Source organism: Paenibacillus sp. Y5S-9 (assembly GCF_036894235.1).
Lineage (GTDB): Bacteria > Bacillota > Bacilli > Paenibacillales > Paenibacillaceae > Paenibacillus.
Genome location: NZ_CP145887.1, coordinates 2,202,885 through 2,218,111, shown reverse-complemented (window position 1 = coordinate 2,218,111; position 15,227 = coordinate 2,202,885). Strand labels below are relative to the sequence as shown.

General features: G+C 45.5%; 3 protein-coding genes. 1 reads left to right on the top strand and 2 read right to left on the bottom strand.

Annotated elements, in window-relative coordinates; translation table 11 throughout:
- Window positions 1–113 precede the first annotated feature (113 nt).
- Entirely contained in the window at window positions 114–7,925 is a 7,812-nt protein-coding gene (locus V6669_RS09920) for an immunoglobulin-like domain-containing protein (protein WP_338593396.1), read from the bottom strand.
- A 390-nt stretch (window positions 7,926–8,315) separates the two neighbouring features.
- On the opposite strand from V6669_RS09920, the gene V6669_RS09915 reads away from it, so the two are divergent.
- A complete protein-coding gene (locus V6669_RS09915) occupies window positions 8,316–11,939 on the top strand; it encodes an S-layer homology domain-containing protein (RefSeq protein ID WP_338593394.1) in 3,624 nt (1,207 codons plus the stop codon).
- Window positions 11,940–12,272: 333 nt separating this feature from the next.
- Here the strand turns inward: V6669_RS09915 and V6669_RS09910 are convergent, their stop codons facing one another.
- The gene (locus tag V6669_RS09910) at window positions 12,273–14,762 is read right to left on the bottom strand and encodes an S-layer homology domain-containing protein (RefSeq protein ID WP_338593391.1); all 2,490 of its coding nucleotides are present in this window, start codon (window positions 14,760–14,762) and stop codon (window positions 12,273–12,275) included.
- Window positions 14,763–15,227 lie beyond the last annotated feature (465 nt).

Below are 15,227 nucleotides of genomic sequence, written 5' to 3'. Positions count from 1 at the left end.
CATTTTTCATCCCACTCACTGATTAAACAAATAATAAAGTGGACGGAAAAAGTTTTTCCGCCCAACTTTATTATCAGAGTGAATCAATAGCAACTGCCCTTTACTTCACGTGTCTACATCAAACCCAACACATTATAGATCATCACTGCTGCTTCTGCACGGCTGGCATTCTTCTTCGGTGCAAACTCATCATTACCTACACCGTTTATTATACCTGCTCTCTGTATTGCCTCTACCGCTTGCTTTGCATAACTTGCGATGTTTGCTACATCCTTGAAGGCTGTAGCTTCACCACTTGCTAACGCCAGTTGCTTTATTTGGATCGCCTTGTATACCATAACCGCCATATCTTCTCGTGTAATGTTCTCATGAACTCCGAATCGTCCATCTGGTTTCCCGTTCACAATCCCCAGCTTCTGCGCGGTTGCGATATTTCCATGGTACCATTCTCCTTGCTTCACATCATTAAAACTTGTCGTTGCGCTCTCATCCGATAGCTCAAACAACTTCATCAGCATGGTGATGAATTCTGCTCTTGTCACTTGACCATTCGGATTAAACTCGCCGTCGCCTACACCCTTCACAATACCTCTTGCTCCCAATGCTGAGATTGCATCCTTCGCCCAGTCTTGGATCACATCCTTAAAGCTCGTTGCAACATACGCTACCGTATACTTGCTCAGATACGTTGGCTTGAACTCTACTTTTCCTGTCGCTGCATTGTATTTACCATTCGTCACCACGCTTAGCTCACCGTTGTCCTTCACATCGTATACGATGACGTTGTTTGGATTTTCGGCAGCCTTTAATGTGTATGGCAATGCAATCACGAGATCATCTCTACCATCAAACGTTGTAAGCTTCTTACCATCCATCGTTAACACGATATCGTATACGACCTCACCGGTTAGCCCAGCTTGTGCGCCAGCTGGCAGTTGATTAGCTGTTATTTTCTTAAGCGACAATCCTAACGTTTTCCCTGCGTTTGTTCCTGTTCCAAGCATTTCGGTTGCCACGGTCACGACTGCTGAGCCTGTGTTGATCTCGATGCGATCTACCGTAGATGTTCCATTTGTTAAACGTGCATCTACTGCCAACTCAATAATTAGCGCGTTCAAGCTTTGATCACCATCAACTCGCACCTGCAGCTTACCGCCTGTCGTTTGATCAAGCGCACGCTTCATTGTATCCGCACTTAACTTCACTTCAGAAGTACCGCTCTCATTTACAACTGGTTTAATGTTTATTTGGCCGTTGTCCATGACCACTGGCTCACTTCCACCTGGAGCTGTTGGTACTGTAGGTGCAGGGATGTTACCGTCACCGCCACCATTTCCATTACCACTGCCTGGTGCTTGTGGTGTTCCATCAACCAATGGTGTTACCGTTACTGTAGCGCTGGATGAAAACCCACCATCTACTGTAGTGACTGTAATACTTGCTGTTCCTGCTGCCACCGCTGTTACTCGACCCGTCGCACTTACAGTGGCTACAGCTGGATTGCTAGAGCTCCATGTTACTGCTTTTTTCGTTGCATTAGCTGGTAATACGGTAGCTGTCAATTGCCCTGATTTACCTTCTACGATGGACAACGTCGTTTGGTCCAGGCTAATTCCTCTAACGGGTACGTTCTTCCCACTAAGTGCATCATACTCACGTTGTGTAATGGGAATTACCGTTCCGTGACGCGGACTCGCGGGTAAATTGTAGTTAGAAGATAATGTCCAGACACCTGATGCAAGATTGGTTGTCTCGAATGGAATATAACCTCTTCCACCAAACTCATCTACGAATAAATACCATTTTTCATCTGTATTTGATTTGAAGATCGTTGGACCCTCAACCCATTTGATGTTACCAACGCCTTGATTAATCATCTTGAAGGTTGGATCTAAGATCGAGTTACCCACCTCTTGGAAGACCATCTTGCCAAATGGAGCAGCAGCTCCGTTGTCCTGCTCATCCTTCGTAAAGCGATACACTTTTCCTTCATGTTCAATCATCGTTGTGTCAATGATGGAATATCCATAATCCAAATATACTTGCGGTTCCGTAAACGTATAGAAATCTCTTGTCTTGCTATACATCATTTTTTGATAAGCACTGCCTGTATGGGATGCATCATCAAACATTCTTGATGCCCAAAATACGATATATTCACCCGTTGTCTTGTCGTACATAATTTCTGGTGCCCATGTATTACCCGCTTCTTCCGGTGCAACCTCTACCATGCGTTGATCTGTCCAGTTGACTAGATCATTCGATTCCCAAATCATAATGGAACGACTGCCCCATGTCTGTGCTCTGCCCCAGTTACCATTGCCGTTAATTTTCAGATCGGTAGCGATCATGTAGAACTTGTCACCTTCAGGCGAACGAATAATGAACGGATCACGTACCCCTTTCTCCCCTAAGGTAGAGGTCAATACAGGTTTACCGTCATTCAATTCTCGCCAGTTCAATGGATCATTGCCGTTACTTAGTGCAAAGTAAACTTGCTCGCCTGTTGCAGTACCTTCTCCAGTGAAATATGTGAAAAAGTATCCCGCATATTTTTCATCAGCAGGCAGTTCCTTCACCTTTGCAATGAATTCCTTCGTAGTGGATGCTGAATTCAACTTAATCGTAGCTGTAAGCTTCACATCTACATCTCCACTGCCGTGCGCCGGACGTTTTACTTCTCCAGTAACTGAAACGACGTTTGGTTGAGCAGAAGCCCAAGTAATTGTTGTTCCGTATAGTCCAGATGCTGGTAGTGTTATATGACCTCTTACATCATTAATGTTATGAACGACTAGTGTTGCTTTTGCTTCATCTACAGAAGTGACATCGTTTGGCAATGCCTTAACCGTCAACTGAAAAGTTTTGTTAACTGTCTCTGTACCATCTGTAAATACTGCTGTTAACGTTACAACTTGATCACCTTTTGCGTTAGCTGGTCTGGTTACGGCACCTGTAGTTGAGATGACATTCCCCTTATCTGAAGTCCAGCTTATTGTTGTGCCATAAGCACCCGATGTTGGCAATGTGACATTGCTTATAATCGCATCTTTTGATGTATTAGAAGCAAGAAGATCATTAATCGTTAATTTCTCTGTCGCAGCTGATACAAGCATGCCCTCCATCAAAGCAATCTTCTGATCTGCATGAGCCTTAAGTGATGTAATATCTGCCGCAGTCATAGCACCATCATAGATTTGGAAGTCTGCAATCATACCGCCGAAGTATGGATCAGCTGTATAGAATGACTTACCGATGTACCCACTACTACCTAAGGTATTTTTTATTTGTTCTAGTGTCATTCCATTCGTTGAGCCTGATGCAACAGCAACACCATCAATATAAAGCGTTAGTGTACCATCCGTGCCTGAAACAACAGTCGTAACTACTTTCCATTCATTATTCTTTAAGCCTGTGGTAGAAGTTGAAGACTCATTATTCCAAGCATTCGTCGCGATACCAAGGCGAGCTAGACCGTTAGCGTTATAACGTGGTGTGAAGTACGTATAGTGCGTATTATTGTTTGGTCTTCCTAATGCATATAACCACTCGGCAGCGTTTTTACCGCTCCAGTTCACAATGGATGAAACGGTCATATCCGTTAATCCATCAAGTACTCCTTGTGGCAGTTCTACATAAGAGTTAGTTGTGCCACCAGTAAAGCTTAGTACACCAGCATCTTGTGTACGAATCCATTCTGCTTTAGACGGATTCATCCATTTTCCGTTGAAGTTTCCTGTTTGGTCAATAACCGTCGCACCATCGATATCATTCATATCGTAGTGAAGAATGAGCTCTGCCCCAGATGGCTGCTCTACTGGAGGAGTAACGTCTTCATCAGCTAATGTTGCAATCTCTTCAACGGATAATGCACGATTATAAATACGGAAATCATCAAATTTACCATCAAATAAACTATGAGAGCTGTTTCTCGATTTACCAATATAATTCATCGTTGTTTCCAGTAACATTCTCGGCTCAACGTTAAATGTCGAGCTACGTTTAACCTCTTGACCATTCACATACAATACGGCATCAAATTCATCCATTGTAATTGCAACATGCTGCCAAGTCTTTGTTGGTAATAGCCCGGAATTTCTCACCGCATATTTATATTCTGATCCCAGTCGCGTGCTGTCACTGCTAAATTTCTCTGTAAAAGGTGTTACGACAGCAAACTCCAGACTACCTGTATCCCCTTGTGTGCTCAAGTACATGGTGTTGCGGTTAACCTGTCTGCCTGTTTCGGAAGCAAAATCAAATATTCTTTGATTTGCTTGATTTCTGTCCATTTGAACCCATGTAGAGAACGTAGCCTTCTCAAGATTCAAGGATTGAATCAAGTTATCTGGTAGCTTCACATATCCTGTTGATCCATTAAGTTCTAGTGCACCACCAGCTTTACCGATACGATCCTCTTCATTAATCGTTGCTCCACCTACGAGTGTTGCGTGATGACCATTACCAGAAATGTCATTCAACGTTGTACCATTCACTGTATTTGCATCGAATGAGTAATGTACAACCGGGTCTGTTGATGGTGCTGGACCTTTCCATGCATACTTCTCTTGCAAAGCATTATACTCTGCACGTGAGATTGGAATTACCGTTCCGTGTCGTGGTCCTGGCGGAAGTGCATATTGATCACTACTTAATACATTGTTCATATATTGCGTGCTACTATCCAGATCTGTTGTATATCGCACATGATATGGCCATGAATCAAGGAACAGATACCATTTGTCTTTATTATTATCCTTAAAAATCGTTTGCCCTTCGTTGTTTCCATTATTTCCGATCAAGCCAAGTTTATTATCACGTGTACCCGGAACAGCGTTGTATTGAAGGCCGTTTGCTGCAATATTGTCCTTGTCATAGTAAAAAGTTGATGCTTTCTCCACATACACTTTGGTATTCACTTCTGATTTGGTGAATCGGTACAACATCTGATTATGCTCAATAAACGTTGTATCAATGGTCGGAAGTGACTCATCAATCATGACCTTTGGCTCAGAGAAGTTGTAGAAGTCTCTTGTTGTTGCGTAGTACATCACATTGTACTGACCTTCCGGTCTTCCGTTATAGTCACCATATGTCTCTGTGTTTTTCATCGATGATGCCCAGAATACGATATACTCTCCAGTTACTGGATCATAGATTGCTTCTGGTGCCCATGTATTTCCTCCAGTCTTAGGAGCAACCTCGATCATACGCTGCTCGCTCCAATGAACGAGATCCTCCGACTCCCAAATCATCATGTAATGACTACCCGTAATTTGAGCTTGGTCGAAATTTGTACTTTCACCCATTTTCAAATCGGTTGCCAGCATATAGAATTTATCACCTTCTGGTGACCGAATAACGAATGGATCACGAAGTCCTTTTTCACCCATATCGGATTGAAGGATCGACTTACCATTATTCAGCGCTTTCCAGAACAATGGATCTTCAGCTGTAGCGAAGGAAATCTCTTCACCACCCTCATATTCACCTGTAAAGTACGCAAAGAAGTAAGCATCAAGCTGAACTGGCGCAATTGCTTGTTTAATCGTAACGTTAAACGTAAGCTGTTTAGAAGCTGCACCATTCGTAATTGTAGCTATTAGCGTAACGGGCGTATCCGCAGCTTGACGGCTTACCCAGCCTAGCTGTGTAACGTTACCAGCCGCTTCAGCCGTTCCTTTAACAACTGCCGGTCTGCTAGATACCCATGTAATTGTGGAGCCTTGTTCACCTGTAGTGACAAGACGTAAGTTACCTTTAACGTTGTCCGCATTGTAGATCTCTATTTGTTCAGCGTCCAGATCAACCTTCTGCTGATCATCGAATTGCTTTAAGATCGTAACAGGGAATATAGCTGTAGTCGATACGCCTTGATACGTTAAAGTGGCCGTAAGCTTTGCTTGAACATTACCTTCCTGAACAGCTGGACGTTGTACAGTGCCACTGTTAGAAATGACATCAGGATGACTAGAACTCCAAGTAATGCTCACGCCGTTTTTACCGCTTGTCGGTAATGTAACGTTTCTTGTTATCATATCAGCGCTCTTATCGCCTTCACCTAAGTAACGACTGATGTCAAGTTGATTCGCTGCATCATCAACAGTGAGCTGACGTATTTTTGAGATGTGAGTTGCTCCCTCTTGTTGATATAACTCGCCTACTTCTTGCTCCGTCAACGCGCGATCATATACTCGAAAATCAGCTACGCTACCTTGAAGATACGGATCGTTTGAGAAGATTGACTTACCGATAAAACCAGAGAACGGAGCATCCGAGTTAATAATTTCTGACAGCTTTAGTCCCTTCGCATTACCTGAAGCAACCTTAACTCCATCCACGAATAACGTTATCCTATTGCTAGCTTCGGACAAGGACACCGTTACATGCTTCCACTGCCCACCGATCAGGTTTGAGTTTGCGCTACCTGTAACTAATGCTTCGTTTGGCCAGCCATTTTTGGAGATACCTGTAGCAATCATATTACCTGATCCACTACCGTGACGTGGTGTTACGAAGAAATATTTGTTCGTTTCTGGTGTTAATACCGTACCCAAACCGAAGATCCAGCGATTCGTACCATCATTCGTCCAGTTCACGATTGAAGATACTGTAATCTCATTCAGACCGTGTAGTAGATCTAGTCCATTTGAGCCCTTAGGAATCTCAACATGCCCACTATTAGATGTAGAGCTTCCACCATTGAAGGAAACAAAGCCAACCTCACTGTTTGAAATGAATTGTCCATTGTTTGGATTTCTAAATATTCCGTCAAATGTAACTGCCTTATTGGCAACATCCTTCAGTACGAGTTGACCGTCTACTTCTTCGGTCGTTTTCATGTTGTAATGAAGAATAAGATCATCTTTTAGCATCTTTTCTTGAACGGTAATCTGCTCAATAGAGTCACCCTTAGGTAGTAAGGTAACAATGAACTCCTTCGTTGCTTGGCTTCCACCCAAAGAAATGGTTGCAGTTAGCGTCACTTGTTGCTCCATCTCTCGTAAAAAAACTTCCCCGGTTGGACTTATCGCACTTTCATCACTGGAAGTCCATGATATCAATGCACCATACTTATCTGTAGAAGGAAGTTCAAGAGATTCAGTAACTGCCGATATATCACCTAACGTTAGCTCTATTTTGCTTTGTTGTATTTGCTTTTCATTCAATGATTGTTCATATACTACAGCGATATCCTCACTATTGAGTGCTTCTCCATAAATTCTTAAATCTTGAAAGCTGCCCGCAAAAGTAGGATCCCCCAAATAATTGGAGCGACCGATGTAAGCTTGCAAATCCGTACCAAAACTTGCTGTTGTTTTCTCTTTGGCGGTCGTGCCTATACTTACACCGTTAATGTAACCTGTAATAGAGCGTTCTGTAATAACCGTTGTATAGTGAACCCATTGACCTTTGTACTGTGACGTAGAAGTGCCTGATACCCCTACCTCAGTCGTCCAAGGCTGGTCAACATTATTGCTATTCGTAAATACTGACTTAAAATCACCACTTGGATTCGATGGATTCAACATCCAGTAATTTGTTGGCAAGTTATTGCCAGCTGCTGTCGTACCGTAGAATAATGCAGAGTAGTTCCCACTCCCCGTGTTACTCTTGATCCATACAGAAATCGTTGTATTTTCTTGATGATCAAACAAGCCCGTAGGAAGCTGCACGTAATTCGTATTACTATCTGTTCCCCCAGGTAGAGTGAGACCATCGGTGTACGTAATATTTCCTACGGCCGTTCCATGCTTTTCATTACCTGATATATCCTGTACATCCTCAAGCAATGGATAATGTGCCAACATCGTTGGTGTTATTGTGTCCGCTGAAGCTTGATTGTTAAATGGCAGGACAAGACTAAAACAGCTACTAAAGGTCAAAAGAAAAGCTAACATTATGATTGAAATTCGCTTCCGCATAGCATTCTCCCCTTCGGTTAATATTCAGAAGCATACAACCCCTTCTCACCTTTAAAACTAGACCACCTCGCTCAAGGAAATAGAGAAGCGCCTTAAAAAGAATGCGCTTACATTTCTTCTCATATTACGTATTCAAGACTTTCAATTCAATGTACTATCTTGTCAATAACGTGCACTTTTTTATTGCAATTTGAATTAATGCAGACTGCAACGCTATCCCTATACTTCGAAGTAATCGTTTTCATTTGTAAATATACGCTAGGTTTAAATTAAAGGATTGAACCCCTGACGAACATAATATATATAGTTGGGCGCTTGTAAAACGCTTCCAAATATGGTGCAGGTGAAACCATGAGCGCACCGACCAAAAAATAAGGAGGATTTTCATTTATGCCAAAACGATTTAGTAGAATGCTCGCGTTCCTCTGTTGCTTCATAATGGCAGCGTCGCTAATGCCTACGAGCTATGCTGCCGACAATGAAGACATCGAGATCGCAGCAGTAACGAATGAATCACCGACTGCCATTTTTGGCACTCCCGAACTCGGGTCAAACGACCCACTCTGGAGCCAAACCATGGAACATCACATCAACAAAAGCACTGTGCCCAGCGACCCAAGGCCCCATGCCACGGGCACAGCCAGAATCCTCTGGGATCATGACTACATATATGCCCGCGTAGTTGTGAATGACAGTAATCTATATCAGGGAGCTGGCGCAGATCACCGGTATGACAGTCTAGAGTTTTATGTCGGCACCGGAACCAGCGGCTCTAACCAATGGCGCGTCAGCTCGACGGGTGTGTTTTCAGGGCAGGCCGCTCCAGGCAGAGCTGCATGGACCCAGATCACGGAAACAGGATATATCGTGGAGATGAGAATACCCAAAAGAAATTTGATCTTACAGGAGGGAATGCTTACCTTTGAGGTCTATATCAATAACTCGACAGAACAAGGCGCTGATCGCTATGAAGTCGTTTCCTCTTTTGGAATTCCCGACGCGGCTTATACCAGCTCTGATTCATTTACAGACAGCCTGCAGCTCATTTCAGCCAATGAAGTCGACACCAGATTTTCAATCACCGCCACTGCGGGACCGGGCGGCTCTATCATGTCCAACCCACCCGGCGATGTTCTCAGAGTTGATCGGGGCTCTAACAAAGACATTACGTTTACCCCTGATTACGGCAAAATTGTAGATACTGTAACAGTAGACGGCGAGACCGTGACTCTCTCTGCTGGCACGTATACCTTTTCGAATATTGAGGCTAACCATACCATTCATGTGACATTCAAAAATGATCCGGACGCGGGGATACTTCCCTTTATCGTGTGGAATGACAACTTCGCCAGTGGCGAGTACACAACGGCTGTTATCATTGATTTAGGCGAGGGGAAGTCGGCGTTAGGCTCCGCGCTTAATCCGGACTTGTTTGCCTTATCAGCTAGGAACACGACCCTGAACGGCGAAGCAGTGACCTTTGAAGGGACGCGCAAGATCACAAGGGTATACGCTAATGACGAGCCAAAGGTACGCGGCTATGTGGGGCAGGTTAGCAATTCACCAGATTATCAGGACGGACTGGCGAGCGGTCGTTACATCGTTGTTGAGTCCGAGTTTTATTCAGAGAGCGGCGGCAACACAACGCTGGATGGCAGCAGTAACTCGACAAAGCAGGTTTACACCATTGTCCAAAAAGGTGAAATCGTACTGACAGAGGGGAGTCCACTTCGCAACGTGGTTTTTGAACAGGAAAAAGTTGTGAATCCGATCCTTGACAAGTTTACAACATTCACGGACAATTCGGTCAATCGCTCGCTCTACCTTCACAAGGATGAAGACGGTAAAGTGATCAAAGGATTGCCGCTGTATGTTTATACTCACGGCATGTCACGCGGCGGCACAAATGCTGCGACAGACCAAAAAGCGGCCATGAAATCCGCCAACGGCTCGGTCGCTCTAATGAAAAAGATGGAGCAAAATCCCGATAAGTACGCCAGTCATGTACTGAATATTTCCTATAATGGCGTATCTGTTCCCTCAACAGAAAATGTTAAGAAGGTCATAGACGCCCTGATTGCCAGCGGTGAAGTAGATCCTAATCGTGTTTACGCGGCGGGCTTCTCCTGGGGCGGCCAGTATACAAACAACTTAGTTAACAGCTATCCTGGCTTCTTCGCTGCCGCTGCACCTATGGCCCCGGTAAGCGGATCACCGAACGCTAAGGACAATGACGCTCACAACAACCTGGCCTATTGGATGTTTTTAAATGCTCATAATGTTGGAGGCTACCAGACTAACCTCAATAACTTCATTAATAACAATATGCCGAAAATGATCAACGCAAGGGCTTCACGCTTTGAGAGTAATGAGGCTCTTACGTGGCCCTACAATCAATTTGATCAGCCGAATCTGAGGCCTAATCCTGCAAATACACCTGTTCTGGCTGATTATATAGCGCATGAAGTTGAAGCGGCGGTTCTTTATAACCAGATCACTATGGGAACTTGGAGTATAGCACCTACGGCGCAATCCTCTAACTTGCCGGCTTGGAACAATGACTACACAGATGTCTTTGATTGGATGTTCGCGCAGAGAAAACCGGTCGTACCTGATACGCCGAGCAACATCAAGGCGACAGCGGGTGACGGACAGGTCACATTGAGCTGGACTGCTCCTGCTGACGACGGTGGCAGTCCGATATTGGGCTACAAGGTATGGTATGGCAACGTAACGCCGGTCGTAATCGATGCGTCGGAGACCAAGTATACCTTCAAGAACCTGACAAACGGCCAAAATTACAGCTTCAAAATCGTTGCGGTGAACGCGAAGGGAGACGGCGCGGAGATCAGTGCACCGGCGATGCCGACGAAGACGACGACTCCTACCGTACCTGGTTCTGGTGGTACTACGGGCAACAACGGTAATACAAGCAACAGTGGTAATACACACAACACTAACAATACGAACACCGGGACAGACGCTGGAATGTCGAAATCGACCTACACATTGAATACACCGAAGGATAAACCCGCTATCACAGACAAAAATGGCAACACCACCCTGCCCGGCGGCGGCACGATTACGACCAAGGGAGGGACGGAGATCAAGGTGCCCGAAGGCACATCGATAGACTCAAACGGTAAGGTAACCATTCCGGCAGACAAGAGCGCCGAAGTGACACTACCCGCCAGCAACAGCACGGTGACCATTTCTGGCGGCTCGACGATCGCGAGCGACGGTACAATCACAGTAGTCGGCAAAGACGCGCATGTGAACCTGCCAAACGGCAACCAGGTGCTTATCCACGGCGGATCGAAGATACGGAGCGGCGGAACGGTTGTGGTAGGATCAAGCGGCGCAAGAGTTGGCTTAGACAACGGCATGTCGCTGAACATCCGTGAGGGTACGGAGCTGGCGTTTGATGACGCCATCCCACTGGGCTTCCTCGTGATATCGGGCAATCCTTTCAGGGATGTCAACATGGACGACTGGTTCTACAACGATATAAATTTCGCCTACACATACGATCTTTTCAACGGCACGACGTCCACAACGTTCTCACCGGGCAACGCAATGACGCGTGCAATGTTCGTGCAGGTACTGGCCAATCTTGAGAACGTAAACCTCTCCAGCTACACGAGTTCCCGCTTTAGCGACGTGACGGACGGACAATGGTACACCGCGGCAGCCGAGTGGGCGGCCGAAAAAGGCATAATCAACGGTACAAACGCAGACCTGTTTGACCCCAATTCACCGATGACGCGCGAGCAGATGCTGGTAATACTGTACAACTACATGAAGTACAAAGGCTATGAGATACCTGAAAGCCACTCTAAATCCTTCACGGACGAGAGTGAGATCAGCTCCTGGGCGTTGGAGGCCGTTCAGACACTGCGGGACATCGGCATTGTAGTAGGCAAGCCGGACAACTTTTTTGCTCCCAAAGCCACCGCCACCCGCGCCGAAGTAGCCACGATCTTTGTAAGATTCGTCGAATATTCGGCTAAGTGAAAGCGACCTGTCTCGGCTATGATAGGTACTCCACTAGAACATTGTGCGTCAATTACCTACATTCGTTATTAGCCACAGAGAAACAGAAACAAATTTTCCTGCTGTGACATCAGAAACATTTGATTCCAACAAAAAAAACGGCATCTCTGCCGTTTTTTTGTCACACTCTTATTGAGCCTAAGGAAATAGAACCCCCTGACCTCATCCCTGCCAGCAATGGAACGGCTGTCCGACGTGGTTCGATTAAAACCGTGGAAGCCTTGTCCTGACTAGGTTTTTTCCATTTCATTTCCGATCTATTCACACTAACGGAGTATGACATACTGCAATCCATTAAGTTAGTGAATCCAACAACGACTTCACCTGCGGATCAAGTCTCAGTGCGTTCAAAATGATCTGGAGCGCTTCTGCACGAGTCGCCATGCCTTTAGGATCGAAGCGATCCTTTTCTTTGCCGTTGACGATGCCCGCTTGCGCTGTTGTTCTAATTTCACTTGCTACGTAGGACTGATTCAGATCAGTGAAATAGCCTTTGGATGTGTCTTTCGCCACGTTATTCAGGTTAATGATACGAGACAACATGATAATCATTTCTTCACGTGTAATCGTCTGCTCTGGCATGAATGTACCATCCTCATAGCCTGTGATTACCCCTAACGCGGCAAGACTTACGATCGTATCTTTCGCCCAGTGTTTGTCGAGGTCTTTGAACGCCACATTACCGCTGATATCAGTTTGGATGTTGAATGCGCGACTCAGCATCGTAGTGAATTCTGCGCGTGTAATCGTTGCATTAGGTCTAAATGTGCCATCCTCATAGCCTTGAATCAACTGCAATTTCAAAAAAGTATCGATCGTTGGTTTTGCCCAGTGCCCATGAGTATCCGCAAAATCCGCCATCGTATTCTCTTTCTCTGCTGCTGCAGCTAGGGCATCAAGTTTTTCGACCAGGCTAGCGCTATTCAAAATGTTGCTGTTAAATACATCTACCGTCGTCGGTTTAGGCTGAGGTTCAGGCTTCGGTTCAGGCTGCGATGATGAGTCCTTAGGGGGTAAAGGTGGTACCCATGTGCCTCCACCGCCAGGAGTTGCCTTCGCTGCAAATGCATACGATAGGGTCACCGTCGTGCCTGTGTTATTCGTCACTGTAGCCGTGTTGCCATTGATCGTTGCCGTCGTTAGCGTGGTGGCAAATGTATATCCACTCTCCGCCGTCAATGTTACGGAAGCCGTGTAGGACGTATTTCCGCCGAATGTCGTCGCAGCTGGACTCCATGCTACAGTTCCAGCCGTAAATTTCGCCGTTCCTACATTTGCTGTCGTACTCGGTGTAGCTCCAGTCACAGGTGCAGTGACCGTAATCGCTGCGCTGTTAATCTCCGCTGCTGTTGCTGCAAATGCATACGATAGGGTCACCGTCGTGCCTGTGTTATTCGTCACTGTAGCCGTGTTGCCATTGATCGTTGCCGTCGTTAGCGTGGTGGCAAATGTATATCCACTTTCCGCCGTCAATGTTACGGAAGCCGTGTAGGACGTATTTCCGCCGAATGTCGTCGCAGCTGGACTCCACGCTACAGTTTCCGACGTAAAGTTCGCTGTGCCGACATCTGCTGCCAGGCTTGGCATAGCTCCTGTCACAGGGGCTGTCACCGTAATCGTTGCGCTGTTAATTAATTCGACTGAACGTAATTTGACGTATGCAAATCCTACGAATGTGCTAGTATCTCCGTCGAAACTGCCGCGCCCCGTTATCGCACTAGGCGCGCTATTTTCAGTATTCGTCCAATATTCGTAAGTTCCACTCACAATGATCGTCCCGCCGATACCTGCGCCACCCTGACTACCAGTGGCAGTTATAACACCGCCATTTATCGTAATCGCATAACTACTTTTGATACCCGCGCCACCACTCTGACCACCAGTGGCAGTTATAACGCCGCCATTTATCGTAATCGCATAACTACTTCCGATACCCGCGCTATACATACGACCAGTGGCAGTTATAACGCCGCCATTTATCGTAATCGTCTCACTACTACCTCCGATACCCGCGCCACCACTCTGACTACCAGTGGCAGTTATAACGCCGCTATTTATCGTAATCGTCCCATTACTACCTCCGATACCCGCACTATACAGACCACCAGTGGCTGTTATAACGCCGCCATTTATCGTAATCGTCTCACTACTACCTCCTCCGATACCCGCGCCACCACTCTGACCACCAGTGGCTGTTATAACGCCGCCATTTATCGTAATCGTCTCACTACTACCTCCGATACCCGCACTATACAGACCACCAGTGGCTGTTATAACGCCGCCATTTATCGTAATCGTCCCACTACTACCTCCGATACCCGCGCTATACAGATTACCATTAGCCTCCAGCTTGCCCATGCTTGCTCCAGTAGATTGTGCAAAAATCTTCAAGCTGCCAACAGAAACATAAATTCCGGCATCGTAGTCAGTCCCGGACACCGTTACATCGCTGTTATCTTCAAGGATAATATGGGCACCGCCCCCTACCATAATCGGGCTAGACTTAGTCCATGAACCACGGAACAAATACCAGCCGCTTGAAAGGGTAGAATAATCCTCAAAATTGTTGCTGTCGATGATCGTTACATCAGCTTGCGTTTGTTCTACGCCGTTCTCGTCTAAATACGTTACCCCTGTACTCGCCGATACGGTCGATGCTGCCGACGGAAGCATTGATACGATCAACGTTACAATTAATAATATCCGAACGAACAACTTCCATGCTGCTATCTGGCTTATTGAACTAAATCGCCATGCTTGGGTATTGGGTCTTGTATCTCTCATCTCTAACACCCTCCATTAATAAAAAACTAGTAACGATTAAACGAGCACAATAAATTCTAGTAAACTGTAAATATTCGAATCTATATCTTTAACCGCCACCTCCGACTTGTCAGTAATCCCAACGAAGACTCATAAATGCTGCAATTTTGATCGCGTCATACGGCTTTAAATGAGTCCTCTCTATAACCCTTAATAAGCCTTTTTCCGATCCAATTCGTCTGTTGTAGGATAAAATTACGTCAACATTCATCATTATATTTTATCAAAAAAGCTATCTCATAGATGAAATGTAAAGAAAACTTTAAACTTCACGATTCAAGGGAGGAGAGGTCATCGCCTAGGTGCATGGTTACGAATCTTCCTGATTTAATTTTGGAAAAAGAAAAGAGTCGAATGCTCATCAATTTCATTCGACTCTTGCGAGAACAACCTATCATGTGTAGGTTCAGTAATATAATATTGAAT